The 24,494-nt window shown below is 44.9% G+C and carries 22 protein-coding genes; 10 read left to right on the forward strand and 12 right to left on the reverse strand.

Going from position 1 to position 24,494, the window contains the following annotated elements; translation table 11 throughout:
- Nucleotides 1-6: 6 nt before the first annotated feature.
- On the forward strand, nucleotides 7-207 hold the full coding sequence (locus tag WG943_RS14400; RefSeq protein ID WP_340410068.1) for a hypothetical protein: 201 nt from the start codon (nucleotides 7-9) through the stop codon (nucleotides 205-207).
- A gap of 55 nt (nucleotides 208-262) precedes the next feature.
- Here the strand turns inward: WG943_RS14400 and WG943_RS14405 are convergent, their stop codons facing one another.
- Nucleotides 263-1,789, reverse strand: coding sequence for an AbgT family transporter (locus WG943_RS14405; protein WP_340410069.1), 1,527 nt, complete (start codon nucleotides 1,787-1,789; stop codon nucleotides 263-265).
- Nucleotides 1,790-2,576: 787 nt separating this feature from the next.
- Between WG943_RS14405 and WG943_RS14410 the strand changes: the two genes are divergently transcribed.
- The 3 genes from WG943_RS14410 to WG943_RS14420 all read left to right on the forward strand — a co-directional run bounded on the left by WG943_RS14410 (nucleotide 2,577) and on the right by WG943_RS14420 (nucleotide 4,378).
- Complete coding sequence (locus WG943_RS14410; protein WP_340410070.1) at nucleotides 2,577-2,909, forward strand: hypothetical protein; 333 nt, start codon at nucleotides 2,577-2,579, stop codon at nucleotides 2,907-2,909.
- Between the two features lie 207 nt (nucleotides 2,910-3,116).
- Nucleotides 3,117-3,524 carry a cupin domain-containing protein gene (locus WG943_RS14415; protein WP_340410072.1) on the forward strand — a complete coding sequence of 136 codons (408 nt, stop codon included), beginning with the start codon at nucleotides 3,117-3,119 and terminating at the stop codon, nucleotides 3,522-3,524.
- A 131-nt stretch (nucleotides 3,525-3,655) separates the two neighbouring features.
- Entirely contained in the window at nucleotides 3,656-4,378 is a 723-nt protein-coding gene (locus WG943_RS14420; protein ID WP_340410074.1) for a hypothetical protein, read from the forward strand.
- Between the two features lie 138 nt (nucleotides 4,379-4,516).
- Here WG943_RS14420 and WG943_RS14425 read toward each other — a convergent pair whose 3' ends face one another.
- Complete coding sequence (locus WG943_RS14425) at nucleotides 4,517-5,224, reverse strand: endonuclease III domain-containing protein (RefSeq protein ID WP_340410076.1); 708 nt, start codon at nucleotides 5,222-5,224, stop codon at nucleotides 4,517-4,519.
- 223 nt (nucleotides 5,225-5,447) lie between these two features.
- Between WG943_RS14425 and WG943_RS14430 the strand changes: the two genes are divergently transcribed.
- On the forward strand, nucleotides 5,448-6,140 hold the full coding sequence (locus WG943_RS14430; protein ID WP_340410077.1) for an MBL fold metallo-hydrolase: 693 nt from the start codon (nucleotides 5,448-5,450) through the stop codon (nucleotides 6,138-6,140).
- 149 nt (nucleotides 6,141-6,289) lie between these two features.
- On the forward strand, nucleotides 6,290-6,946 hold the full coding sequence (locus tag WG943_RS14435) for a DUF2238 domain-containing protein (protein WP_340410078.1): 657 nt from the start codon (nucleotides 6,290-6,292) through the stop codon (nucleotides 6,944-6,946).
- A gap of 17 nt (nucleotides 6,947-6,963) precedes the next feature.
- Here the strand turns inward: WG943_RS14435 and WG943_RS14440 are convergent, their stop codons facing one another.
- The 7 genes from WG943_RS14440 to WG943_RS14470 form a co-directional block, all read right to left on the reverse strand.
- Entirely contained in the window at nucleotides 6,964-7,377 is a 414-nt protein-coding gene (locus WG943_RS14440; RefSeq protein WP_340410080.1) for a hypothetical protein, read from the reverse strand.
- A gap of 135 nt (nucleotides 7,378-7,512) precedes the next feature.
- Nucleotides 7,513-8,178, reverse strand: a complete 666-nt coding sequence (locus WG943_RS14445) for an OmpA family protein (protein WP_340410082.1) — start codon at nucleotides 8,176-8,178, stop codon at nucleotides 7,513-7,515.
- A 332-nt stretch (nucleotides 8,179-8,510) separates the two neighbouring features.
- On the reverse strand, nucleotides 8,511-9,272 hold the full coding sequence (locus tag WG943_RS14450) for an OmpA family protein (protein WP_340410084.1): 762 nt from the start codon (nucleotides 9,270-9,272) through the stop codon (nucleotides 8,511-8,513).
- Nucleotides 9,273-9,532: 260 nt separating this feature from the next.
- A complete protein-coding gene (gene accD, locus WG943_RS14455) occupies nucleotides 9,533-10,432 on the reverse strand; it encodes an acetyl-CoA carboxylase, carboxyltransferase subunit beta (RefSeq protein WP_340410105.1) in 900 nt (299 codons plus the stop codon).
- 160 nt (nucleotides 10,433-10,592) lie between these two features.
- On the reverse strand, nucleotides 10,593-11,651 hold the full coding sequence (locus WG943_RS14460) for a class I fructose-bisphosphate aldolase (RefSeq protein ID WP_340410086.1): 1,059 nt from the start codon (nucleotides 11,649-11,651) through the stop codon (nucleotides 10,593-10,595).
- A gap of 248 nt (nucleotides 11,652-11,899) precedes the next feature.
- Nucleotides 11,900-13,114: an amidohydrolase family protein gene (locus WG943_RS14465; protein ID WP_340410088.1), complete on the reverse strand. Its 1,215-nt coding sequence runs from the start codon at nucleotides 13,112-13,114 to the stop codon at nucleotides 11,900-11,902.
- 102 nt (nucleotides 13,115-13,216) lie between these two features.
- On the reverse strand, nucleotides 13,217-14,518 hold the full coding sequence (locus tag WG943_RS14470) for an amidohydrolase family protein (RefSeq protein WP_340410090.1): 1,302 nt from the start codon (nucleotides 14,516-14,518) through the stop codon (nucleotides 13,217-13,219).
- A 186-nt stretch (nucleotides 14,519-14,704) separates the two neighbouring features.
- Between WG943_RS14470 and WG943_RS14475 the strand changes: the two genes are divergently transcribed.
- Nucleotides 14,705-15,367, forward strand: a complete 663-nt coding sequence (locus WG943_RS14475) for a hypothetical protein (protein ID WP_340410092.1) — start codon at nucleotides 14,705-14,707, stop codon at nucleotides 15,365-15,367.
- A gap of 113 nt (nucleotides 15,368-15,480) precedes the next feature.
- On the opposite strand, the gene WG943_RS14480 is transcribed toward WG943_RS14475, so the two are convergent.
- The 3 genes from WG943_RS14480 to WG943_RS14490 form a co-directional block, all read right to left on the reverse strand.
- Nucleotides 15,481-16,491: a M28 family peptidase gene (locus WG943_RS14480; RefSeq protein ID WP_340410094.1), complete on the reverse strand. Its 1,011-nt coding sequence runs from the start codon at nucleotides 16,489-16,491 to the stop codon at nucleotides 15,481-15,483.
- Nucleotides 16,481-17,977: a cysteine--tRNA ligase gene (gene cysS, locus WG943_RS14485; RefSeq protein WP_340410096.1), complete on the reverse strand. Its 1,497-nt coding sequence runs from the start codon at nucleotides 17,975-17,977 to the stop codon at nucleotides 16,481-16,483. Before cysS ends, WG943_RS14480 begins: the two co-directional genes overlap by 11 nt.
- A 104-nt stretch (nucleotides 17,978-18,081) precedes the next feature.
- Nucleotides 18,082-19,206: an endonuclease/exonuclease/phosphatase family protein gene (locus WG943_RS14490; RefSeq protein WP_340410098.1), complete on the reverse strand. Its 1,125-nt coding sequence runs from the start codon at nucleotides 19,204-19,206 to the stop codon at nucleotides 18,082-18,084.
- 311 nt (nucleotides 19,207-19,517) lie between these two features.
- Here WG943_RS14490 and rimP point away from each other — a divergent pair, with 311 nt between their 5' ends.
- The 3 genes from rimP to infB all read left to right on the forward strand — a co-directional run bounded on the left by rimP (nucleotide 19,518) and on the right by infB (nucleotide 24,420).
- Nucleotides 19,518-19,991 carry a ribosome maturation factor RimP gene (gene rimP, locus WG943_RS14495; RefSeq protein WP_340410100.1) on the forward strand — a complete coding sequence of 158 codons (474 nt, stop codon included), beginning with the start codon at nucleotides 19,518-19,520 and terminating at the stop codon, nucleotides 19,989-19,991.
- A gap of 7 nt (nucleotides 19,992-19,998) precedes the next feature.
- The gene (gene nusA, locus WG943_RS14500) at nucleotides 19,999-21,252 is read left to right on the forward strand and encodes a transcription termination factor NusA (protein WP_340410101.1); all 1,254 of its coding nucleotides are present in this window, start codon (nucleotides 19,999-20,001) and stop codon (nucleotides 21,250-21,252) included.
- Between the two features lie 114 nt (nucleotides 21,253-21,366).
- Nucleotides 21,367-24,420, forward strand: coding sequence for a translation initiation factor IF-2 (infB, locus tag WG943_RS14505; protein ID WP_340410103.1), 3,054 nt, complete (start codon nucleotides 21,367-21,369; stop codon nucleotides 24,418-24,420).
- The last annotated feature ends 74 nt before the right edge of the window (nucleotides 24,421-24,494 follow it).

The raw sequence follows: 24,494 nt of genomic DNA on the forward strand, positions 1-24,494 counted from the left end.
AATTTGATGCGCTGCTTTAGACTAAAGGTAATTTGTTTTAACATTATTAACCATAGCTACAGGACGAACAGCTATACTTTATGTACCAACGTGCAGGCGCAGTATACTTTCATCGCTAAACCTACTAGAATTGCCCAGGCAGGAGCAACATTGTATGAGTCCATTACAGAAGATAAATCTCTCTCTCTTCCGCACATCCAGGTCTAAAACAAAAGCGCCTGAACATTGCTGCTCAGGCGCTTTCTATAGGATTTAAGCTTTATTACGGCATGTATAAGTTTGCTCCAGGGCCTATCGGAAGATCTAGCAGAATCCAGATGATGAACATGATTACCCAACCGATCAGGAAAACGATAGAGTATGGCAGCATGGTAGAAATAACCGTACCGATACCGGCTTTTTTATCGTAGCGCTGGATAAAGGCTACAATCAGGGCGAAGTATGACATCATCGGAGAAATGATGTTAGTAACGCTATCGCCAATACGATAAGCTACCTGTGTAAATTCTGGTGTGTAGCCCAGTAGCATAAACATTGGTATAAACACCGGCGCCATAATAGCCCACTTCGCAGAAGCCGACCCCATAACCATGTTAATAGAGGCTGCCACAAGTATAAACATGATCATCAAAGGGATGCCACTTAAACCCATCGTTTTAAGGGCATCGGCACCATTGATGGCAAGTATAAGCCCTAAGTTAGTCCAGTTAAAGTATGCCACAAACTGGGCAGCAAAGAATACCAGAACGATATAAGAGCCCAGCGTTTCCATAGACTTAGCCATACCGCGCATTACATCGCTGTCGTTTCTGATGGTTTTGGCACCCACACCATAGGCAATACCCGCAATACCAGCCAGCAGGAAAATAAAGGCTACAATACCCGACATAAACGGTGAGTTCAGGATATCACCAGTCTCCGGGTTACGCAGGTAACCGTTTTCCGGGATTAAGCCGCCAAGTATAAAAGCAACCATCAAAAGTATAGCAATGGTAGCGTAAAGTATACCGCGCTTCTCTTGTGGGGTTAGGCGATCTATTGTTTGCGGTTTCTCATCGCCCTCATACTCGCCCAGCCTCGGTATTACAATTTTTTCTGTTACCCAAGTACCTAAGCCAGCCACAATAAAGGTAGACGCGAACATGAAGTAATAGTTTGCCGCTGGATTTACGGTATAGTTTGGATCAATAATACGGGCCGCCTCTGTAGATAAGCCTGCCAAAAGCGGATCAATGGTACCTAACAGCAGGTTGGCACTGTAGCCACCTGATACGCCTGCAAATGCCGCAGCCAGGCCAGCCAGCGGATGGCGACCAGCTGCCAGGAAAATAACCGCTGCCAGTGGCACCAGCAACACGTAACCAACCTCAGAGGCTGTGTTAGAGATTACCCCAGAAAATACAATAACAAAAGTAAGCAAACGCTTCGGCGACGAAAGCACCACCAAACGCAGTACCGCTCCAATCAGGCCTGTGCCCTCGGCAATGCCAATACCCAGCAAAGAGACCAGCACTGTACCCAATGGCGCAAAGCCTGTAAAGTTGGTAACCATACGTGTCAGGATCATGTGCAGGCCTTCTGCAGATAGCAGGTTAACTGGTGTTACTGTTTCGCCGGTACCTGGGTGCACAACGGCCAAATCGAACTGGCTAGCCACCCACGACAAGATAACAACGAGCAAAGCAAAGCCGGCAAATAGCGTAGCAGGGTGCGGCAGGGCATTGCCTATGCGCTCCACTACCGACAGGAATTTGTCTACTCCTGATTTTTTCTTCTGAAGTTCAGTCATAAAAAGGTTGGTATTGTTTGGTGCAGCAGCGCAGAAGCGGAAGGTTCTCCTATGCTACCAGCCTCTTAGAGGCCTTCGAATTTGGCAAAAAAATGCCACCTACCCAAATTTTACCCGAAAAGCTGTGGCTTGGATAGACTGTAATAGCATTTGCTTTAATATGGTGCCAGCCAAAACACGTGATGGTATTTATACTTATGTAACCAAGGAGAAGCAACCATAAACAACTACTCCCGCTACGCCTCTAAAGTAGAGAAAAAGTATGCCGAGGCTGCCCTGGATGAGCTTGTAGCCAACAAAGCCGTTAGCCAGCCAAGCACCAAAGCCATTGGCTGCACTATCAAGTGGAAAGAGGCTTAATTTTAACGATAACTATTTAACAATAACTAAAAGTATAAAGTCGCTGCCCGGTTAACCGGGCAGCGACTTTTTTATATCCGCAGTTAAACGTTTATAAACGCAACTAAACGTTTCATAATACGATTATAGGTTTTCTGACTGCTTTACGAGTGACACCTAGATATTCCTATCCCTACCACTGCAGCATCGGACCATGCTGCAACCCATTGGATTGCGACACATTAAACACAGCTTTAAATAACCAGGCAAGAGACTTGTCATGTACGTTCTTTAATAGTATCTTGTATTGTGTATATACTATATGCTTACCTGGAAATCAGCTACAAAACCAGCAAAACCACTTACGCACATAGTGCAGATAAACGTCATAGTGACGTATATACAGTAGTTGGGCATAATTCAATTAATAATTTATAAAAGAAAATTTATGAAGAAATTACTGACATTAATCTTGTTGATTTCGGCTACGCTACCTCAATTCTCATGTGAAAAAGAAACGATAGTAGTTCAGCAAACAGAAGCAGAACTGATATCTCTTCAACTACAAGAGTTAGTAAAGAAGGAAAATATTAAAAATGTTTTGGTATTCACGGGTGTAGCTACATTTGACAATACAGAGTTTACTGCTGGTTTGGGCAGCAACTTTAAGTTCGACAAACAATTCGTTACAACTCAAGATGTAACATGGAACTTGACCTATTTGAAAAAATACGAAGTTAAAACAAGAATGGATATTAAGTATTTAGCTCTGTATTTTTAGTTATTAGCAAAAGCTGCAAAAAAAGGACAAGAAAAACGACCTTGATTAAGTATTAATACTACAGGTGTAGAAAGAATAGTAGAACAACTAAGCCCAACACCAGCTATAGTGCATAAACGCACCATAGCCAAACCGTTGTGCCGCAGCTAAAAATAACTCAACGGATAAATCGAATTTTTAAAATTAGTGTATACGGAATAAATTAAAATGGAACATAAAAACAACCACGCAGACCCACTAATACTGGAAAAAGGACAAGGACGAGTGTATAACTGTGGGACAATGACGGCAATTTTCAAAGCAGACGAAAACGAAACCCAAGAAAAATATAGTATTTCGGAATGGTGGTTGGAACCAAAATCTGACGGACCAGGTGCACACCAACACGAAGAGAATGATGAAGTATTTTATGTTCTTGATGGTACGACTTCCATACTAATCGGAGAAAAATGGTTGGACGCAGCAAAAGGAACATTTATCAGAATTCCAGCTAAAACCATTCACGATTTTAAAAACAAAACCGACCAAAAAACAGGGATTTTAAACTTTTTCATTCCGGGTGGATTTGAACGAAATATGCCTTCCATTGTGAAGTGGTTTGAAGAGAAGAAATGAAAAAAGCCGACTGCACAACATGTGTAGAAGTAATAGTGGTTTAAGTTATAAAGCCTGAAAGTATAATCTGATTATCTTGAAAATCATACGAGTATATAATCTTAAATATTATTTTTACTCTACCCTAAGCTATGCAACTAACGATTGTTTACCTATTGAGTTTGCTGAGTATCCTTCAAACATCTGTAACAGATAGTTTAGTCATCTTCAGCCCCAACCGTAACTACTCTTATCAAGCTACTTTCATAAGTCCCTCAGGCGATACTTTGTCCAAAGAACAGATAACGCTTCAACCTAATGGGCAGCCGTGGAAGTACGATAAAACCCAAACTGCCTTTGAAATCCAATACAATAACACGCCCAAAGATTCGCTTACTTTTCTCTCCTATATAAACCCGCAGTCTAAGAAAAAGAAGAAGCCGAAGAGCTACGTTTGGATAGATGCTGAAACTACTGGCGCTATAGAGGACGAGCACCAAGTCTGGATGCATCCAATTAGGAGTAACCAGTATAACTACACCGAGATAGCACCATTCCCAAAGGTTATGCAGGATTCACTGAAAGCAGGAGGAGAGTGGAATAATGCCTTACTGATTATGATGAGCTGGGGTGCATTCAAAGGGAAGGTAGACAATCACTATCAGGCAGTACGGCAGGAAACAAGAACATATGGAAGCCTTACTCTTGAAAATTGTTGGCTTATTCGCTCTGTTGGCAAGCACAGCAAATTAGGTAACAGCTATCTCGACTTCTATTTTCACCCAAAGTATGGCTTTGTTGAAATGAACTACCGCTTTTACGATGGTGCAAAGATTTCCTATGTATTGGAAAAGGTAAGAGAGAAGGGAGTATAACTTACACCATTACTACAACTGATTACTGTGCCTACTTTTAGTTAAAGAGCAGAAACCAGATTGCCTACAAGATGTATACCCTATGCTTCGGCTGAGAGCCTCGCACAAGGTATACACAAGATGTTAGCAAAAAACTCCCTACGCTGCCTTATCAATCCCTTTCTCCCGCACATCCTGGTAGTAGTTGCAAAAACTGTTTAGCACACACTGCTCACACTTTGGGCTGTAGAAGGTACATACCCGCTGGCCATGCCAGAATAAATGCTTATGAAAATTGAACAACTCTACAGCATCTTTAGGCAGCATACCAAGAAGTATAGCGTGTGCCTTATTTGCAGTTGCTTTTGCACCTATTAAACCTACACGTTGGCTTACTCTAAAAACGTGCGTATCTACGGGGAGTACCGGTTTTTTAAAATTGAACAACAGTAGCAATGTAGCTGTTTTTAGTCCTACACCGGGTAGGCGGGTGAGCCATGCCATTGCCTCCTCTACAGGCATTTCGGCCAGAAAGTCTATGTTAATCTCCCCTCGCTCTTCTTTTATAATGCGTAAGGTTTGTTGTATTTGAGGCGCCTTTTGCTCAGGGTAGCGGGTTGTTTTAATAGCATCAGCCAATTCATTCAGATCAGCGTGAAGCACACCCTCCCAATCTACGAAACGCTCCAGCATAGTGTAATATGCTTTTTTCTCGTCTGCGTGGTTGGTGCGGTGCGATAGCATAGTAGAGATAAACTCGTGCATAGGCGTGCGGCGGCTATCTAATTTTAAGCGTTTATAGGCCTGGTTCAGCAACTCGTGCGTAAGCTGTGTTTTATCGTGGGGCGGCAGTTTATGAGCATCCATAGGTACATGTTTTATGGATTATCTCTTTACGGCTTTGGGGTTAGAGTGTTAGTCAATTTTACGCCACGAATACTTAACACAAGAAAAGCAGCTACTTACGCTTTATATTCGTTTGCATTGGTATTGCACTTTTTCTACAGAAAAAACCTCCCTTACACACAACTATTTACATGGTTTAACGCTATATCTGTTTGTAATTTTAAGAATACCCTAATCTATTTGTATGCAGATAAAATTTTTGGGAACAGGCGGTGCTTTCGATACAGACTATTTAAACTCGGCTGCACTACTCGATTTCAGGGGCATACACCTGCTCATCGACTGTGGCTTTACGGTATTTCCGGCGCTGGTTAAAAAAAGCCTGATCACAAAAGTAGACCATATCATACTTACCCACCTGCACAATGACCATTGCGGTAGCCTGGCTAATTTGCTGCTATACAAATACACCATCGAAAAGGCAAAGCCACCAGTTATACTTTATCCATCGGAGAGTTTCAGGCAACAGCTTTACAATTTCCTGAAGATACAAGTAAAAGACCCGGATAAGTATGCCGAGTTTGTGCCGCTGGAGCAATTTGAGGGTATTACAGCCGTAGACACCTTTGGACAGCACTCAGAGGGCATGCAAACGTATGCTTACATTTTTGAGGAGGATAGCTACCGCTATGTATACTCTGGCGACTTAGGCAAGCCGGAGGCACTGTTCGAGAAGCTGGAGAAGATGTCATCAAAGCAAACCTATGTTTTCCATGACATCACGTTTAACCCTGAAAATACAGGCCATACTTACTATAAAAAGCTGCTGCCTTACCTAAACGGCCTAGATATGTTTGGCTACCACTGCGACCCAACTCAAAACCCATCAGACAATCCAATACGGTTGGTATTTTTTGAGAAGGATTTGATGGCTTAGTTACCGCTGTTCTTACACATAGCTGCCATACTTCAGCAACGTATAAACTACACAAAGTGTACCTCCTACTCTCTGCCAAGTAAACAGTCTTTCAAAACATACTTTTATGTTTAAAGTTATTACCAAATACCGGCTACCCCTACACAGCTATGAATACAACTACAGAACAGAAGATCAGAATAAAGAAGCCATTTTTTCGGCAGCCACTGCATGTAGCCTATAGCATAGCATTTTTCGTGTACCTGGTCTACACCGGCCTTACCACCCCCGACCTCAAAAACTGGGCTTTAGAGAACACCCTTACCCTTTCGCTGATCATATTCCTGATAGCTTTTTACGATATATTCCGGTTCTCTGACCTTAGTTATACTTTGATTTTCTTGTTTACTCTGCTGCATATGTACGGTAGCCAGTACCAGTACCCCGACAACCCTTTCGGAGATTGGCTGCAGCAGGAGTTTAACCACTCCAGAAACCACTACGACAGGCTGGTGCACCTGGGCTTTGGTTTGCTGCTGGCTTACCCTATGCACGAGGTGCTTTTAGAGGGGTTTAAGGTAAAGCGCTTTTATAGCTATCTTATGCCAATTGAGATCGTGCTGTCGCTAAGTGCTTTGTACGAGTTGGTAGAGTGGCTTGTGGCCGATTTGGTATTTAAGGATAAGCAACGAGGAATGGATTTTTTGGGAATGCAAGGCGATATATGGGATGCACAGAAGGATATGGGCATAGCCTTGGCAGGGGCTCTTGTAGCAATGGTAATAGCTTTTGTTTTCGAAAAGGGTAAAGTAACTAGCAAAAGTTAGTTTACAGAAAAAGCGCCTCAGTGCCTACTATTTGTCGCTTTAATAGCCTTTGCTCCTGCTGCTGCTGTTTCTTCTTCGCGATGCTCCATTTTTACTTTACCCTTACCAGTCTCTATTCTCATCTCATTACCTTTAACCGTAATCTTTACAAAGTCGTCCTGGTATTGGATAGTATGTCCGTTGTAGTAGGCATGGCGCCCTTTCATGTAGCGCGCATACTGCTTAAGGGGCATACCACGGGCCAGTTGGGCATCTTTGTGTAGTGCAACCTGCACGTCTGTTTTTAATTTACTGCTATCGTCTTTTGTATTTTCTTTATCTGTGCCAACACCAGCAAAAGTAGCCGTACCTATACCACTTATTCGTTCACAGGCACTAAAAAAGCTCACCAGGAACAGGCTAAGTAAGCCTATCTGTAAATAAATTTTCATAAGCGTATTCCTCCCTCAAAGCCAGCTTTAGTTCTTGCTAATTAAGCTATTAAGGATATTAAAAAACCAGCCGCACCAAAAGGCACGGCTGGATAATTATTTATTGTTCACTAACTAGTTCACGAAAATTCAATTTTATAAATCACCACGCTCAGCGGCTTTTCTCATTTTTTCGTTTGCAAAGATCGCGATCTCCACACGGCGGTTTTGCTGGCGTCCAGCGGCAGTAGTGTTATCTGCAATTGGCTGGTCATCGGCATAGCCTTGTGTTGTTATACGGCTTCTGTCTACACCCATTTGTGAAGCATAGTTAGCCACCGACTGCGCACGGCGCTCCGAAAGCGGCTGGTTTATACTTCTGTTACCGGTGTTATCAGTATGTCCCTCTATCAGGATATTCGTATCTGGGTATTTCTGAAGTGTTTTAGCCAATTGGGCAATCTCTGTTTTAGCACCAGACTGTAATTCTGCAGAGTTGGTTGCAAACAAGATACCTGAATCGAAAGTAATTTTAATACCCTCGCCAACACGCTCTACGTTTGCGCCCTCAAGGTCGCGGCGAAGTTCCTCAGCTTGTTTGTCCATGCGGCGGCCAATCAGAGCACCAGCTGTACCACCCACAGCAGCACCAATAATGGCACCTGTAGCTGTACTACCGGTTGCTTTACCAATAGCACCACCTAACACGGCACCGGCACCGGCACCAATGGCACCGCCTTTTGCCGTACGGCTGGCATTACACGATGTAAAAAGTATACCTATAAGGGCGAAAACAGCCAGATAAATTCTTATATTTTTCATGATCATCATTTTTAATGTTTGGTTCTTGAACTCAAAAGTTCTGTGCTTAATACTCCTTTTATTTTAAAATGTTCGGTTAATTCAGGCCAACCTATAGTACCGGAATAGTAAAACGGTGCAACAATTATTAGTTTTTACTGACTCCTAACACTTTATATTGGCTATACTGTATACTTTAACGTCTTTCCTTTTTTCTTGTTCTTAAAAAGAACTGCATAAACAGTACAATTTAGTGTATACGCTCCCTGTATGGGTATAAAACAACAAGGTCTGCCAGTTAAACTGGCAGACCTTGTGCATAAGAGAGCGGATGTCGCTTCCCGAAAATCAGCTTATTTTACCTCGCCGCTTTCAGCAGCTTTCTTCAGCTCTTCGTTCGCTACAATAATAATCTCTACACGGCGGTTCTGCGAACGGCCTTCTGCAGTAGTGTTGTCTGCAATTGGCTGGTCGTAGCTATAGCCTTTAGCCTGCAGACGCGAAGCTTCAACACCAAGGCTTTTCGCGTAGTTTGCTACCGACTGTGCACGTCTTTCAGATAATTTTTGGTTTAACTCATAAGAACCTGTGTTATCTGTGTGGCCTTCTACGATCACGTTAGTTCCTTCGTATTCTTTTAGCGTTTTAGCCAGCTTCTCGATGTCACGCTTAGCGTTAGCGCTTAACTCTGCAGAGTTTACAGCAAACAAAATACCTGAATCGAAGTTAACGCGGATGGCTTCGCCTACACGCTCTACATTAGCGTTCTCCATACTTTTCTCCAGTTCTTCAGCTTGTTTGTCCATGCGGCGGCCGATTACGGCACCTGTAGCACCACCTACAGCAGCACCAATAATGGCGCCTGCAGCAGTGTTGCCCATTCTGTTACCAATAATACCACCCACTACAGCGCCAGAGCCTGCACCAATAATACCACCTTTCGTGGTTTTGTTCATGCCTTTTTTCTCAGTTGTATTTGTATCTGTTGTCGAGCCTGTTGTAGTTGTTGTACCAGTGTTACCTCCGTTACTTGCCGTTGGGGCAGTTGTTTGGCAGGAAGTAAATAGCATGGTGGCAGCTAAAAGTGAGCTCAAAGAAAATTTTACTAGTTTCATGTGTTTGTCGTTTTGGTAATTGTTCTTTTCTGTTTTTTACTTGAAATAGGGTTTGTGCTTGTATCTGTTAATCGCCTTTGCAATCTGTGTGCCAATTCTATATTGTATATTAGCTATACACGAACAATTCAATTTTTTATTTTAACCCTGATGATAAAAAACTTCGTTGGTTTACGTGCATTTACTGTTTTAGATAAATGAAAAGCGCCTGACATCTTATGTTACCAGGCGCTTTCAGTTCATTATCAGTGCAATATCACCTAAGATGTATTAGCAGTTTTTGCAGCCTTAGCTTTAGTGTTGCTATCAGTATTTTCGGTATAAATCATCTTTAAAAGATCTGACAGTCTAGTCTTCAGCTCTTTGCGGTCAACGATAAAATCAAGGAAGCCGTGCTCTAGCACAAACTCTGCACTCTGGAATCCTTTTGGCAAATCTTTACCAATTGTTTCTTTAATAACACGTGGGCCTGCAAAACCTATCAGGGCGCCCGGCTCTGCAATGTTGAAGTCGCCAAGCATGGCGTAAGATGCCGTTACACCACCAGTGGTTGGGTCTGTTAGCATAGAGATGTATGGCAGTTTCTCTTCTGCAAGTAATGCCAGTTTAGCAGAGGTTTTAGCCATTTGCATCAGCGAGAAACCAGCTTCCATCATTCGGGCACCACCAGACTTAGAGATCATCATAAAAGGTGTGCGGGTTTTGCGGGCATGGTCTATGGCGCGGGCAATTTTCTCACCTACCACAGAGCCCATCGATCCACCGATAAAGGCGAAATCCATACAGGCGATGGTAATATTTTGTCCGTTCATTTTGCCATAAGCTGTTCGTACGGCATCTTTCAGGCCTGTAGCTTTTTGTGTGGCGGCAATACGGTTCGGGTAAGGCTTACTGTCTACAAACGATAATGGGTCGCCAGAAGACAGGTTCTCGTCCAGTTCTGTAAAGTTATTATCGTCGAAAAGTATGGCGAAATATTCTTTTGACCCAACACGGTCGTGGTAGTTACATTTAACGCAGGTGCTAAGGTTTTTGCGATGCTCAGCCATGCTGGTAACTGTTTTGCAGCTCGGGCATTTGTACCACAATCCGTCCGGCGTTTCTTTTTTCTGCTCTGTAGGTGTTATAATTCCTTTTTCAGCTCTCTTAAACCAAGGCATCATAGTATTAAGCGTGCATACAGCACTTTATAGTTAAGTATACGCCTGCTACACAGCAACGTATAAAATTTAAGTGACCTGCCCTCTTCTAGCCCGGTATCCGGCACTTTGGAGAAAGCAGGTCACAAAAATATGTAATAATCGGCAGTTCTGCTACAAATTATGCCAATGTAATCTCGTTGCTCAGGTATACATCCTGGATAGCGTTAAGCAGCTCCACGCCAACCTTCATGTCTTTCTGAAATGCTTTGCGGCCAGAGATTAAGCCCATACCACCCGCACGCTTGTTAATTACAGCTGTACGCACTGCATCTGCCAGATCCGACTCGCCTTTAGACTCACCGCCAGAGTTAATTAAACCGGCACGGCCCATATAGCAGTTTGCCACTTGGTAACGCGTTAAGTCGATCGGGTTATCGTTAGCAAGTTCAGAGTACATTTTCTCGTGTGTCTTACCAAACCCGATTGCTTTAAAGCCGCCGTTGTTTTCTGGCAACTTCTGCTTGATAATGTCAGCCTGAATCGTTACGCCCAAGTGGTTAGCCTGTGCCGTAAGGTCAGCTGCTACGTGATAATCGGTACCGTCTTTTTTGAATGCGTTGTTACGCGTATAGCACCACAGAATAGTAGCCATACCTAACTGGTGCGCTCTTTCGAAGGCCTCAGCCACCTCAATAATCTGGCGAGAAGACTCCTCAGAACCGAAGTAAATAGTTGCACCTACAGCAGTAGCACCTAAGTTCCAAGCCTCATCCACAGAGCCGAACATGATCTGGTCATACTTGTTAGGGTATGTCATCAGTTCGTTATGGTTGATCTTTACTACAAACGGAATGCGGTGAGCGTACTTTCTCGACATCATAGCCAAGTTACCGAACGTAGTGGCAACAGCGTTGCAACCACCCTCAATGGCTAATTTGATGATGTTCTCAGGATCGAAATAAATAGGGTTTGGCGCAAAAGAGGCACCAGCTGTGTGCTCAATGCCTTGGTCTACTGGCAGGATAGAAAGATAGCCTGTGCCGCCTAAACGACCTGCGTTAAACAGCTGCTGCAGGCTGCGCAGCACCTGCGGGTTACGGTTAGAATTTGCAAAAATACGGTCTACGAAATCTGGACCTGGCGCATGTAACTGCTCCTTAGAAATTGTTTTGCTTTCATACTGCAGCAGGCTCTCTGCTTCAGACCCAAGTAAAGAAACGATGTTATCGTAAGTCATCTGTCTTTTAAGTTTTTTTGAAAGGGGAATTTGAATTGGTGATACAAATATATAACTCTTATATTTAATTCTATCTATACTTTTGAGATACCTGTCAGCTTCCTGTTTAAAGCTATAAAGGATGCTTTTTTAGTAGTAGTACCTGCACAGGCCCCCCACATCATACTTATACTTGCCAAAAAGGTTATCATAAAAAAACGCCGGCTCCTAAACCAGAAACCGACGCTTTAACAACAGAAACAACTACCTTATTTACACTCTTCGCTTACTACATTACCGTTTATCAACACAGTACATACATGAGAGGTATACTCGAAAGGATCACCGTCAAAAAGAACCAGGTCAGCGTCCATGCCTTGGGCTAGTGCACCAATACGTTTTTCCAGGCCCAGAATTTTAGCAGGCGTAGTGGTAATGGCTGCCAGCGCCTGCTCAGGTGCCATCCCGTTAGCTACGGCCACTCCTGCCTCGAAAAGTATAACCCTTGCCCGTGGCACATACGCCTCAAAACCACTTTGTATCGCTACAGGTATGCCAGCCTTAGCCAGAACACCAGCAGTCTCAAACGATAAATTTTTATTTTCACCATAAGACCTTGCCATGGTAGGATGAAGTATAACCGGAACACCAGCTGCCTTTATTTCGTCTGCTACCATGTAGGCTTCGGCAGCGCCATCTAACACCATATCCAAGTTAAACTCTTTTGCCAGGCGCAGTGCGGCCATAATATCGTTTGCCTTGTTAGCCGTAATTAGCGCTTTATACTTTCCAGACAATACGCCTCCCAAATATTCCATTTTCAGGTTGCGGTCTGGGCGTTTAGATACATCAGAGTTTCCCGCTTTCTTAGCATATGCCTGTGCCGCCTGCAGTTCCGAACGCAGCATGGCCATACCTTTGGCTGATGTTTTTGGGGAGTTGTAGTTATCTGCCACCGTTGCCCCTAGTGTAAAGGCCATCATTTTGGTAGTGTCTATAAGGCTGGCAAAACCATCTGGTGATGTCTTAATTGTCATCGTTTGCCCACTTACCAAGGCACCCGGCCCATGACCTGTATTAATGGTAGTAACGCCATGGCTGCGTACCCAATCTACCAGTTCTTCTTTTGGGTTGTAGGCATCCAAAGCACGAAGCTCTGGTTGTATAGGCGCTGTTTTTTCGAGTTGCTGCTGGTCGGCGGGAATGTTGTAAATACCGGCCAGGCCAACTGAAGTATGGGCATCCACTAAACCAGGCGTAACAACTTTAGCAGCGTATACTTTGTAGTTCTGCGGAATAGAAATGTTAGCTCCTACGGCTTCTATCTTACCATTTTTTAGCAGTACTACCCCGTTTTTGATAGGCGCACCTGCCATGGTATAAACTGTTTCGCCTTTCACGGCAATTTGCGCCACAGCCTGCTGCACGCTTAGCACAGCTATGCCGGCAAGTATGGCAGCGCCTAATTTTATATGTTTTTTCATGATCGTTTTCCTTGATGAAAGAATAATCGACAAAGGACAAAAGAGAGGAGTTTTTTCTTCAACAGTCTTATGTTTTTTGTCACAGAATCCTTTGTATAAAACTTAATGCGCGTGATAGTGTATCTCGCCGCTGAAGGTGTTGTAGCCACCTGTAGCAAACTTCTTATCATCTGGGTTGTGCAGATCAAAGCGCTTTTTACCCTCTACCCAGGTCTGCTCTACTTTCGTGTACACACTAAATGGCTCTCCGCTTAGCACAACAAAATCCGCATCCTTACCTTTCTCCAGCGACCCTACACGGCTGTCTAGTTCCATCATTTTAGCGCCGGCTATGGTTAGTGCCTCTATGGCCTTCTCCTGGCTCATACCTGCACGCACACCTAAGGCCGCACTTCTTAAAAATAACCTGGAATCTGTAATACCGTCATCGGTATGAAAGGCTGTGAGCACGCCTGCCTTTTCCAGCGCTGCGCCATTGGCATTGCTTACTTCCACTGCCTCTGATTTACCACCCGGTGAGTCGAGGGTAATGATAGAGGCTGATACTCCGGCTTTGGCAATTTCGTCGGCTGCTTTCCAGGCTTCGCTTACGTGGTGCAGCACCAGTTTAAAGCCAAACTCCTTCTGCAGGCGCAGTGCCGTCAGCACATCGTCGTAGCGGTGCGTATGAAAGTGCACCACGCGTTTACCATTTAGCACCTCTACTAGTGGCTCTAGGTTAGGCTTACGCTCAGGCATCTTATCTGCCTTGCCCTTTGCAGCCTTTATCTTATTGTTATAAGCCTGTGCATCTAAAAAAAGCTGGCGCGCCATGGCTGCCGACTTTGCCCTTGTACCTGGAAACGGAGCAGCTTTCATGGGATTGGTACCGTTAGCCATTTTTATGCCGCCGCAGATGCCATTGGTCACATCGTCACAAAAAGCCATATCGCTGATAGTTCTGGCTTCGCGCATTTTGAGGTAAACAGTTTGCCCGCTCATTAAGTGGCCAGAGCCTGGCATTACGTTTACAGTAGTTATACCTCCCGCCAAGGCACGCATAAACGTATCGCTTAGTGGGTTGATGGCATCAACTATTCTAACATCAGGATGCAAGGCGCCTGATCCATCGCCACCAGAGCCTTCGCCTAGGTGCGAATGAGTGTCTACCAGGCCTGGCATAAGCACCTTACCTGTTACATCAAACTCAACAGCATTTTTAGGAGATTTTACTTTATCTGCAGTACCTACTGCTGTAATCTTGCCGTTTTGCACTACCAGCACGCCATTCTCGATAGGCTGGCCTGCAACAGGAATAATTTTGGCCCCTCTGAACACATGCGGCTGCTCCTGCGCCATAAGCGGCTGCACGCCAAGCAACAGCGATAGTCCTAAAGCGGCCAATAAAGGCTTTTTAGTTTTCATCAAAGTATAAGGTGATAAGGTTAGGTTAGTTTCCCAACTTAAGCATTTTATACTTTAAATAAAAATCATTTTCAAGTGCTGAACTTACCCCTGTTGCCTTAAAGGATGCGGGCTCCTGCTTATATATCTATTTTAGTTCGCCATCGTTTAAAAGTATACAAGCAACTAATATTCTGATATATACATATGAAGACAATACTTAGAAACGTATCTCATAAACTCGTTTACATCATGCCTATTTTGATGGCCGCATTTCTGTGGTCTTGTGCCTCTAGCACACGCATTACAGGCACCTGGAAAACACCTAAGCCACCTACCGAAAAGTATGACAAGCTGGTAATAGCGGCATTAACAGATAATGTGCGGGCAAGGCAGCAGGTAGAAACTGATATGCAGGCACAGTTCCAGGCGCGTGGCATCAACGTAACTAAAAGTATAGATATTTTTCCGCCTACAGCCTCTAGTAAGGGCGGCCCGGATGTAGACCTGCTGTTAGATAAATTAAAAGCTGACGGCTACAACGGCATTATCACTGTTGCATTGATTGACGAAAAAACAGAGACACGTTACGTACCGGGCAACTATGGCTATGCTCCCATGACGCGCTTTGGGTGGTACGGCCGCTTTAGAGGATACTACTCTTACTGGTACCCCACTCTTTACGACCCAGGCTACTACACCGAAGATAAAATATACTTTCTGGAAACTAACTTATACGATGAGTCAACTGAAAATCTAGTGTGGTCAGCACAGTCGCAATCTTACAGCCCTTCTAGCTTAAGAAATGCTTCTGAGAAGCTAGCTGAGATTACGGTTAGCCAATTAGCACGGGATGGTTTGATAAAGTAGAAGGAGATTACTAAAACCAGTAAGACTGAGGGGCAACAGAAGCTCTATAAACTGACACCAAACAAAAAAGCCAGAGCTTTAGAAGCTCTGGCTTTTTTGTTCTCATTTATACTTTACTCGTTATACAGCACATGCAGTACCGTCTGCCCCACAGCTTTCAGCGTATTCCTGCTGATCACGTCCATGTTATCGGTGTGGCGATGGTGGTATGGGCCAAAGTAATCATCGGGGTTGCTCATATTATACTCAATGATGTCGATCATGCGGATGTTACCCCAAGCATTTACGTAAGAGTGGTCGTCGGTAATGGCGGGAGCATTTACATACTTAAAGTAATCAGAGTAACCTAACCTATTCCCAGCTTTCCATACTTTGTCTACAATCTCTTTGGCATACTGCATTGAAGTGCCTTCGCGTGCAAATTTTGCATTCTCAGCTCCAACCATATCTAGCAATATGCCATAGTTAGCACGGTAATTGGACACATGTTTGTTTTTGCTCCAATACTGCGAGCCCAGGCACCAGGAGTCTTGCATCACTGGATACTCACTTTCGTCTGGTTGCCCATAGTCTTCTCCGTCGAAAAAGATCATATCCACCCCAATCTCCGGCTTCTGCTCTGCGGCATGAATGGTGCGGGCAATCTCCAGAAGCACTCCTACGCCGCTGGCACCATCGTTGGCTCCGTCAATCGGCTTCTTCTGGTCTTGCTCATCTTTATCAGCAAAAGGGCGTGTATCCCAATGGGCAGCTAAAAGCACACGGTTAGCAGCCTGAGGGTTATAGCTTGCGACAATATTGCGCAGGTTCAGCATTTTTCCATCGAAAGCACGCATCTGGAAGTTCTGTACTTTTACTTCTGCACCATATTCCCGAAGCTTTTGAATAATCCACTCGCCAGTAGCATAATGCGCCTGCGTATTGGGCACACGCGGACCAAAAGCCACTTGGCGTTCTATCAACGCGTAGGCAGTATCTGCATTAAACTCTGGTGCATTTACCACATGAGTCTCAGCCTCTTCTACTGTTGTTTGTTTTGCTCCGCCCTTCTCGGCAGAGTCGCAGCTATACACAGTTAGTGAGCCTGCTGCCAGTAAAGCCAGCGCTATCAGTTTATTCTTCATAAGCCCAGTCTATTCCGGTTTTCATATCCTTGATCACGATGCCCTGCTTCTTTAGCTCAGCTCGTATGGCATCTACTTTGTCGTAGGCTTTGTTTTCTTTAGCCTCTTTGTATAAGCCAAGCACCAGGTGCAGCATTTCATCCATGTTTCCTGTCTGCTCTTCCTTCAGCCCCAGCACATCCTGCACCAGCTGCTGATAGGTATTACGAACTGTATCAAAGGTGCCGCGCTCTAATTGAGTGATACTGATCTGGCCCAAGTTTAAGCTGTTAATCTTTTTAAGCAGGTTAAACAGCGAAGCTATGGTGCGCGCCGTGTTCATGTCATCATTCAGACCACGGAAACAATCCTCTGTCAGCTTCAGCAGTTCCTCGTTCAGTTTAGCATCCGGAGTTATCTCGGTGCCCGCTTCAGGATATCTCAGCTTCTTCAGTACATTCAGGCCGTTCATCAGCTTGGTATAGCCTTTGCGTGCCGCCTGCAGTGCCTCGTTGCTAAAGTCAAGGGTGCTACGGTAATGTGCCTGAAGTATAAAGAAGCGCACCGTCATCGGAGTATACGCCTGCTCCAGCATCTCTTTGTTTCCTGAGAACAATTCGGACAATGTAATAAAGTTGCCAAGCGACTTGCCCATTTTCTGACCATTAATTGTGATCATGTTATTGTGTACCCAGTACTTGGCCTCATCAGACTTACTATTGCTTGCCTGGCTCTGTGCTATCTCGCATTCGTGGTGCGGGAACATCAGGTCGAGTCCGCCGCCATGTATATCAAAGGTTTGCCCCAAGTACTTTCGGCTCATGGCCGAGCACTCCAGGTGCCAACCAGGAAAACCATTTCCCCATGGAGAAGGCCAGCGCATAATATGCTCCGGCGAAGCGTTTTTCCAGAGTGCAAAATCTAAGGGCGAACGTTTTTCATGTTGTCCTTCTGTATCGCGGGTATTGCTTAGCAGGTCTTCGATTATGCGACCAGACAACTTGCCATATTTATGATCCTTGTTGTAGGAAGGCACATCAAAGTATACTGACCCATTCACTACGTAAGCAAAACCGTTATCCAATATTTCTTGGATCATCTCTATCTGCTCAAGTATATGGCCAGAAGCACGCGGTTCAATATCGGGCGAAAGTATATTCAGCAGTGCCATATCCTCATGGAATCGGTTAGTATAATGCTGTACTACCTCCATTGGCTCCAGGTGCTGCACTTTGGCAATTTTAGCGATCTTGTCTTCACCTTCGTCTGCATCATTCACCAAATGGCCGACATCGGTAATGTTGCGCACATAACGCACTTTATACCCCTGATATTTAAGGTAGCGGTACAGTACATCGAAGGTAACATAAGCGCGGGCATGGCCCAGGTGAGCTTCACCATAAACGGTTGGTCCGCATACATACATACCCACAAATGGTGCGTGCAATGGCTCAAATGCTTCTTTCTTGCGCGTTAGCGTGTTGTATAGGTTCAGTTTCTGTTGCATGATTATTTAAAAGTATAGGCACCTGTGGCAACCGTACTTATGTTGCTTTTATACTTGGCGTTTGTGGTTCAAAACTATAAAATATTGCGCTCTTTCTCCTAACGCTACTCAGTGGCTTTAGGCTGCAGCACATATTTGGCAGATATCGGGAAGTGATCCGAAAGCCCCATTTCATAGTGTGTCTCAAACTCATAAGCCTTCAGCTCCTCGCTGTGAAATTGGTTATCGATACGCAAAAAAGGCAGCGGACCATTATAGGTAGCCCCTACTCCAGACCCAGCTTTCACAAAGGCGTTCTTCAGTTGCTTCGCCAACTTGTTGTAAGTATAACTAAAAGGTATATCGTTAAAGTCGCCGCACACGATGACCGGGTAAGGCGATTCGTTTATATGCTCCAGCAGCAGCTCTACCTGGTTACCCCTTGCAATAAAACCACGCTTCAAACGCCGGGCCAGGTTTCGGCCTTCCTTCTTAAAACTTTCTTCGTTACCGATAGCTGAATAGGTGCTCTCAATGTCCTGCGACTTTATACTCATAGACTGCAGGTGTGCTGTGTAAACTCTTATGGTATCGCCCTTCATGTTCACATCTGCCCAAATGCCGCGGTTAACATTTGATTCCCCGAACCGGATTACTCCTCTGTTTACAATTGGGTACTTTGAGAAAATCACGATGCCGATATCAGCTTTATTTCGATCTACATACGAAACGGAGAAAAAGCGATACCTGTCGTAGCGGGTGCCGATTTTGCTGATGGTGTTGTAGGTATTGGAGCCTCGGTTACTGTAAAACTCCTGTAGGCAAATAATGTCTGCAGGGTGTTTGGCCACCCACTCGATCATATCTGTAGAGGCTTCTAGCTCGCTGCCATCTTTATCAGCATAAGCATTAAAAACATGCGTGTTAAAGCTGAGCACCTGCAGCGTTTTAGCTTCTTCATTAACTTCTTCAGCAAAGTTAATTGACACTAACCTAGCATAGTAGCCCCAGCCAAGTACAAGCACCGACAGCGGAAGAACGAGTAACCAAGAGCGCCGCAGCAGCCAGTACAAAAGAAACAAGAAGTTAAGTACAAGCGGTGCCGGCAATGAGAAGGCGATGAAGGCTGCCGGCCAGAAATTTTCAGGCGGCACCTGCAGGCATATCACTCCGAGCAATATCCAGAGCACCACCAGAGTGTTCAGAACAAGCCATACGCGCCTACGGATAGATTTAAAAGTTGCCGCCATAAAGGCAAACATACAAATTATGCTTTTATCTATACTACACCTGCAGGCAGAATATATTTATACTTTGCCAACCCATCAGATAATAAACCGAAGGACGAACTATACAGTATACCTGTTTGTTTATTTTTAGCGTACCTCAAGTGCTGATTCATCTCTAGCAGAACTCCGAAACAAATCACCCTGAATTATTTAAAGACTTAGCTGCACACACAATGTTGTATATATAATGTTTTTGTAGTAAATTTGTGGCGTTATTTCAAGGAGATGAGGGGACAAAAGAAGTCCCCTTCTTTATTTCTTAACCATTGACTATGGCACTAACTGCGCAAACGATAAAAGCTATGGCGGAGGAAAGCCTCCCCGAAAACGATCTTTTTATAGTGGATGTAGCTGTATCGGATACAGCTGTGCGCCCTAAGATAACAGTTCTTGCAGATGGTGAACAAGGTATTACCATAGATCAGTGCGCTACCATCAGTCGCCGCATCAACGCTAAAATAACTGAGCAGTTTGGTGAAGAGCTAGCGTATGTGCTGGAGGTAAGCTCGCCAGGTGTGGACTTTCCGCTAACGCAGCCGCAGCAGTTTAAACGCAACGTAGGCCGCAACCTAAAACTTAAGCTGCAGGACGGCACCGAGAAAACCGGCAAACTGGAAGAAGTAACCGAAACAGGTATAAACCTGAACGAAGAAATAAAACAAAAAGGCAAGAAGGCAACGTATGTGCCCGTGCAAATACCTTTCGGGGAAATTGTAAAAGCAAATGTTGTAATATCATTTAAATAAAAAGATAATGAACAGTTCAGTCCTGATCGAGTCGTTCGCTGAATTTGCGAAATTCAAGAACATTGACCGTCCGACCATGATGCGTATACTTGAAGACGTATTCCGTACCATGATCCGCAAAAAGTGGGGTACCGACGAGAACTTTGACATCATCCTGAACGTGGAGAAGGGTGACCTGGAGATTTGGCGCAACCGCGAAATCGTGGACGACAACTCGGAGGACATCTGGGACCATGACAAGATCAGCCTTACTGAAGCTCAGAAAATAGAGCCTGACTTTGAGGTAGGTGAAGAAGTATCGGAAGAGATACAGCTGGAAGACTTCGGCCGCCGTGCTGTACTTACTGCACGTCAGACGCTGATCCAGCGCATCAAAGACATGGAGAAGGAGTTGCTGTTCCAGAAGTATAAAGACCAGGTAGGTGAGATCATCTCCGGGGAAGTATACCAGGTGTGGAACCGCGAAGTGTTATTGCTTGACCAGGAGGAAAATGAACTGTTAATACCGAAAGGCGAACAAATTCCAAAAGACCGTTATCGTAAAGGTGACGTAGTTAGAGCAGTAGTTCAGCGCGTTGAAATTGTAAATGGTAATCCTAAAATCATACTTTCACGTACTTCACCAGCATTCCTGGAGCGCTTGTTCGAAAACGAAGTACCAGAAATTTTTGACGGCCTTATCGCTATCAAGAAAATTGTTCGGGAGCCAGGTGAGCGTGCGAAAGTAGCTGTAGAGTCTTTCGATGACCGCATTGACCCGGTAGGTGCCTGTGTTGGTATGAAGGGTTCACGTATACATAGCATCGTGCGCGAGCTAGAGAACGAGAACATCGACGTGATCAACTACACTGATAACCTGGAACTATACATTCAGCGTGCTCTTAGCCCGGCTAAGATCACCAGCATGAAAATAGACAATGAGAACGGCAGAGTATCCGTATTCTTAAAGCCAGATCAGGTATCTCTGGCTATCGGTAAAGGCGGTCAGAACATTAAACTGGCCAGCAAACTGGTGGATATGGAGATTGACGTGTTCCGTGAGTCTGAAGTATACGAAGAAGATATCAGCCTGGAAGAATTTACTGATGAGATTGAAGATTGGGTAATTGCCGAACTTCGTCGTATTGGTCTTGATACCGCAAAAAGCGTATTGGCAGTAAGCAAGGAAGATTTGCTGCGCCGCACTGAGCTAGAGGAGGAGACAATTGATGACGTGCTCTCTATCCTGCGCGAAGAGTTGGAAGAAGAAGATAACCAATAGTTGTGAGTTGAGCTCTGTTGCTGTAATTTTGAAAGAAATACAAACAGAGCTCAGCCTGCATTGGGTTACAAATACAAGTATTTAAGATTAAAATAAGAGACAGCATATTAGAACATGGCAGAAGAAACAACAAGGAGGCTTAAACAGGTTGCGACTACTTTAAACATTGGTACATCTACCATTGTGGACTACCTCTCTGCTAAAGGTTTTGACGTGGAGAATAAACCCACTACCAAAATCACAGCAGAGCAGTTCAATATGCTGGCTAAAGAATTCGCATCCTCTATGCAGGACAAGCAGGAGGCAGAGGAACTGAACATTGGTAAGAAGCCTCAAAGCAACCAGGTTATCGAGTCAGAGCCTCAGCACCAACCCGAAGTTAAAAAGCCAAGCGAGCCAGAGCAAGAGCTACAAATTAAAACTGTACACCAGCCAAAGGCAGCGGCAGAAGAGCCTAAGGCGGCTGAACCTGAAAAACCAGAGGCTCCCGCTGTTGAGAGTAAATTGCCAGGCATTAAAGTTTTAGGCAAAATTGAACTTGATGCAAAAGGCCGACCAGTGGCTAAAAAGCCGGAACCAAAAGCAGAAGAAACTCCGGCACCAGCAGATAAACCTGCTCCAGAGCCAGTAGCTAAACCTGAAGAGGCTCCAAAGGCCGAAGCTCCTGCTCAGCCAGAGGTACCAAAAGCTCCAGAGGCAGAAAAACCTGCTACGCCAGAGCCGCCTAAAGCTCCAGAGCCAAAAGCAGAAGCGCAACCTGCTCCAAAAGCAGAGGCACCGCAACAGCCAGCTGCTGCAGAAAAGCCTGCAGAGGAACCTAAAGCTGAAAAAATTACACCGCCTGCTGAACAGCAAGCACCTGCACCCGCTGCGCCAGCACCAGTTGCCGGACCAACAGATGCAGATAACGATAATAAAGAACAGATAGAAACTATTACAGGAAAAGCCGACCAGCTAAAAGGTCTTACTGTACTTGGCAAGATTGAATTGCCTACTGAGTCCAGAAGAAAAGGTCCTAAGCCGGTAGCATCTTCAGACGAGAAGAAAGGCAAGAAGAAAAAACGCAAACGCATTATGGTGGCCACAGAAGGTGGCCAGCAACAAGGCGGACAACCAGGGCAGCAGCAGCAAGGGCAACGCCCTCAAGGTGGTGGCCCACAGCAAGGTGGCCGTCCGCAGGGAGGCCCTGGGCAGCGCCCAGGAAAGCCAGGCAAAGGACCTAAGCATGCGCCAGCTCCAAGACCAGACAAGAAAGAAGTTACGGACAAGGAGATTCAGGAGCAGATTAAAGCTACACTTGCGAAACTTAGCGGTGGTAAGAGTGCCGGTGGTAACCGAGCTAAGTATCGCCGTGAAAAACGCTCCGCTATTGCAGATGCAACAGAAGAGCGCCGTATGCAGGAGCAAGCAGAATCTAAAACACTGCGTGTTACCGAATTCATCTCTGCTAACGACCTGGCCTCGTTAATGGATGTGAGCGTGAACGAAGTTATTAAGGTGTGTATGCAACTTGGTATGTTCGTTTCAATAAACCAACGTCTCGATGCCGAGGCCATCACCATCATTGCTGATGAATTTGGCTACGAAGTTGAGTTTATGACTTCAGAAGAAGAGCAGGCGCTGGAAGAGATGTCAGAAGAAAATGAGGCAGATCTGGAAGAACGTGCACCAATCGTTACGATCATGGGCCACGTTGACCACGGTAAAACCTCATTACTTGACTACATCCGTAATGCAAACGTTACTGCTGGTGAGGCCGGTGGTATTACGCAGCACATCGGTGCCTATAAGGTAAAAACCGAGAGTGGCCGTACCATTACGTTCCTGGATACACCTGGTCACGAGGCCTTTACAGCCATGCGTGCCCGTGGTGCCAAAATTACTGACGTTGTTATTATTGTGGTAGCTGCTGATGACTCAGTGATGCCACAGACAAAAGAAGCAATTAACCACGCACAAGCTGCCGGTGTACCGATTATTATTGCTCTAAACAAAATAGACAAACCAGCTGCTAACCCAGACAAAGTTCGTGAAGAGCTTGCTCAGATGAACGTTCTAGTAGAAGAATGGGGTGGTAAATACCAGTCGCAGGAAGTATCTGCTAAAACTGGCATAGGCATAGAGGAACTATTGGAGAAAGTATTGCTTGAGGCAGAATTACTTGAACTGAAAGCAAACCCTGAACGCCAATCAATAGGTTCTGTTATCGAGGCATCTTTAGATAAAGGCCGCGGCTATGTAGCAACCGTTATGGTACAAACAGGTACACTGCGTGTAGGCGATGTAGTTTTAGCTGGCTCGCACTACGGTAGGGTAAAAGCTATGACCGACCACCGTGGCAGAAAAATGAAAGAAGCAGGCCCATCTACTCCAGTGCAGTTACTAGGCTTGGATGGTGCACCGCAGGCTGGTGATAAGTTTGTGGTAATGGAATCGGAGCGTGAAGCTCGTGAAATTGCTTCCAACCGCTCTCAAATGCAGCGTGAGCAAAGCTTGCGTACTCGTAAACACATTACGCTGGATGAGATCGGCCGTCGTTTGGCAATCGGTACATTCAAAGAGCTTAACGTGATCGTGAAAGGTGACGTGGATGGTTCGGTAGAAGCCCTTTCTGACTCCCTGTTGAAGCTGTCTACACCTGAGGTACAAGTGAGCATCATCAACAAAGGCGTAGGTGCTATCTCTGAATCTGACGTATTGCTGGCTTCTGCCTCTGATGCGATCATCATCGGTTTCCAGGTGCGTCCTTCTCAGAACGCACGTAAGCTGGCAGAGCAGGAACAAATCGATGTACGTCTGTACTCTATCATCTACGACGCAATAAACGAGGTGAAAGATGCGATGGAAGGCATGCTTGCTCCAACGCTGAAAGAAGAGATAGTAGGTAACGCTGAAGTTCGAGATGTATTCAAGATTAGCAAAGTTGGTACAATTGCCGGTTGTATGGTTACAGACGGTACAATCCAGAGAAACTCTAAAGTACGTTTAGTACGCGATGGCATTGTAGTACTGGATGGTGAAATACTAGCCCTTAAACGCTTTAAAGACGATGTATCTGAAGTGCGCCAAGGATACGAGTGCGGTATTAGCCTGAAAAACTATAACGACATACAAGAAGGCGATATTATAGAGGCTTACACTGAGAAAGAAGTGAAACGTAAGCTTTAAATAAAGTATAAAATAATAAACAGAAAGCCCCGGCTGTTAAATCAGCTGGGGCTTTCTGTTTATCTACTATACAA

This window comes from Pontibacter sp. H249 (assembly GCF_037892465.1).
Classification (GTDB): Bacteria; Bacteroidota; Bacteroidia; order Cytophagales; family Hymenobacteraceae; genus Pontibacter.

What these genes read in the sequence shown, in the direction of transcription:
- WG943_RS14460 (WP_340410086.1), bottom strand. Translation starts at nt 11,651, where the DNA reads ATGACTTACGATAACATCGTTTCTTTACTTGGGTCTGAAGCAGAGAGC.
- WG943_RS14440 (WP_340410080.1), bottom strand. Translation starts at nt 7,377, where the DNA reads ATGAAAATTTATTTACAGATAGGCTTACTTAGCCTGTTCCTGGTGAGC.
- WG943_RS14450 (WP_340410084.1), bottom strand. Translation starts at nt 9,272, where the DNA reads ATGAAACTAGTAAAATTTTCTTTGAGCTCACTTTTAGCTGCCACCATG.
- rimP (WP_340410100.1), top strand. Translation starts at nt 19,518, where the DNA reads ATGGCACTAACTGCGCAAACGATAAAAGCTATGGCGGAGGAAAGCCTC.
- WG943_RS14445 (WP_340410082.1), bottom strand. Translation starts at nt 8,178, where the DNA reads ATGAAAAATATAAGAATTTATCTGGCTGTTTTCGCCCTTATAGGTATA.
- WG943_RS14425 (WP_340410076.1), bottom strand. Translation starts at nt 5,224, where the DNA reads ATGGATGCTCATAAACTGCCGCCCCACGATAAAACACAGCTTACGCAC.
- WG943_RS14400 (WP_340410068.1), top strand. Translation starts at nt 7, where the DNA reads ATGCGCTGCTTTAGACTAAAGGTAATTTGTTTTAACATTATTAACCAT.
- cysS (WP_340410096.1), bottom strand. Translation starts at nt 17,977, where the DNA reads ATGCAACAGAAACTGAACCTATACAACACGCTAACGCGCAAGAAAGAA.
- infB (WP_340410103.1), top strand. Translation starts at nt 21,367, where the DNA reads ATGGCAGAAGAAACAACAAGGAGGCTTAAACAGGTTGCGACTACTTTA.
- WG943_RS14480 (WP_340410094.1), bottom strand. Translation starts at nt 16,491, where the DNA reads ATGAAGAATAAACTGATAGCGCTGGCTTTACTGGCAGCAGGCTCACTA.
- nusA (WP_340410101.1), top strand. Translation starts at nt 19,999, where the DNA reads ATGAACAGTTCAGTCCTGATCGAGTCGTTCGCTGAATTTGCGAAATTC.
- WG943_RS14405 (WP_340410069.1), bottom strand. Translation starts at nt 1,789, where the DNA reads ATGACTGAACTTCAGAAGAAAAAATCAGGAGTAGACAAATTCCTGTCG.
- WG943_RS14420 (WP_340410074.1), top strand. Translation starts at nt 3,656, where the DNA reads ATGCAACTAACGATTGTTTACCTATTGAGTTTGCTGAGTATCCTTCAA.
- WG943_RS14490 (WP_340410098.1), bottom strand. Translation starts at nt 19,206, where the DNA reads ATGGCGGCAACTTTTAAATCTATCCGTAGGCGCGTATGGCTTGTTCTG.
- WG943_RS14435 (WP_340410078.1), top strand. Translation starts at nt 6,290, where the DNA reads ATGAATACAACTACAGAACAGAAGATCAGAATAAAGAAGCCATTTTTT.
- WG943_RS14430 (WP_340410077.1), top strand. Translation starts at nt 5,448, where the DNA reads ATGCAGATAAAATTTTTGGGAACAGGCGGTGCTTTCGATACAGACTAT.
- WG943_RS14415 (WP_340410072.1), top strand. Translation starts at nt 3,117, where the DNA reads ATGGAACATAAAAACAACCACGCAGACCCACTAATACTGGAAAAAGGA.
- WG943_RS14410 (WP_340410070.1), top strand. Translation starts at nt 2,577, where the DNA reads ATGAAGAAATTACTGACATTAATCTTGTTGATTTCGGCTACGCTACCT.
- WG943_RS14475 (WP_340410092.1), top strand. Translation starts at nt 14,705, where the DNA reads ATGAAGACAATACTTAGAAACGTATCTCATAAACTCGTTTACATCATG.
- WG943_RS14470 (WP_340410090.1), bottom strand. Translation starts at nt 14,518, where the DNA reads ATGAAAACTAAAAAGCCTTTATTGGCCGCTTTAGGACTATCGCTGTTG.
- accD (WP_340410105.1), bottom strand. Translation starts at nt 10,432, where the DNA reads ATGCCTTGGTTTAAGAGAGCTGAAAAAGGAATTATAACACCTACAGAG.
- WG943_RS14465 (WP_340410088.1), bottom strand. Translation starts at nt 13,114, where the DNA reads ATGAAAAAACATATAAAATTAGGCGCTGCCATACTTGCCGGCATAGCT.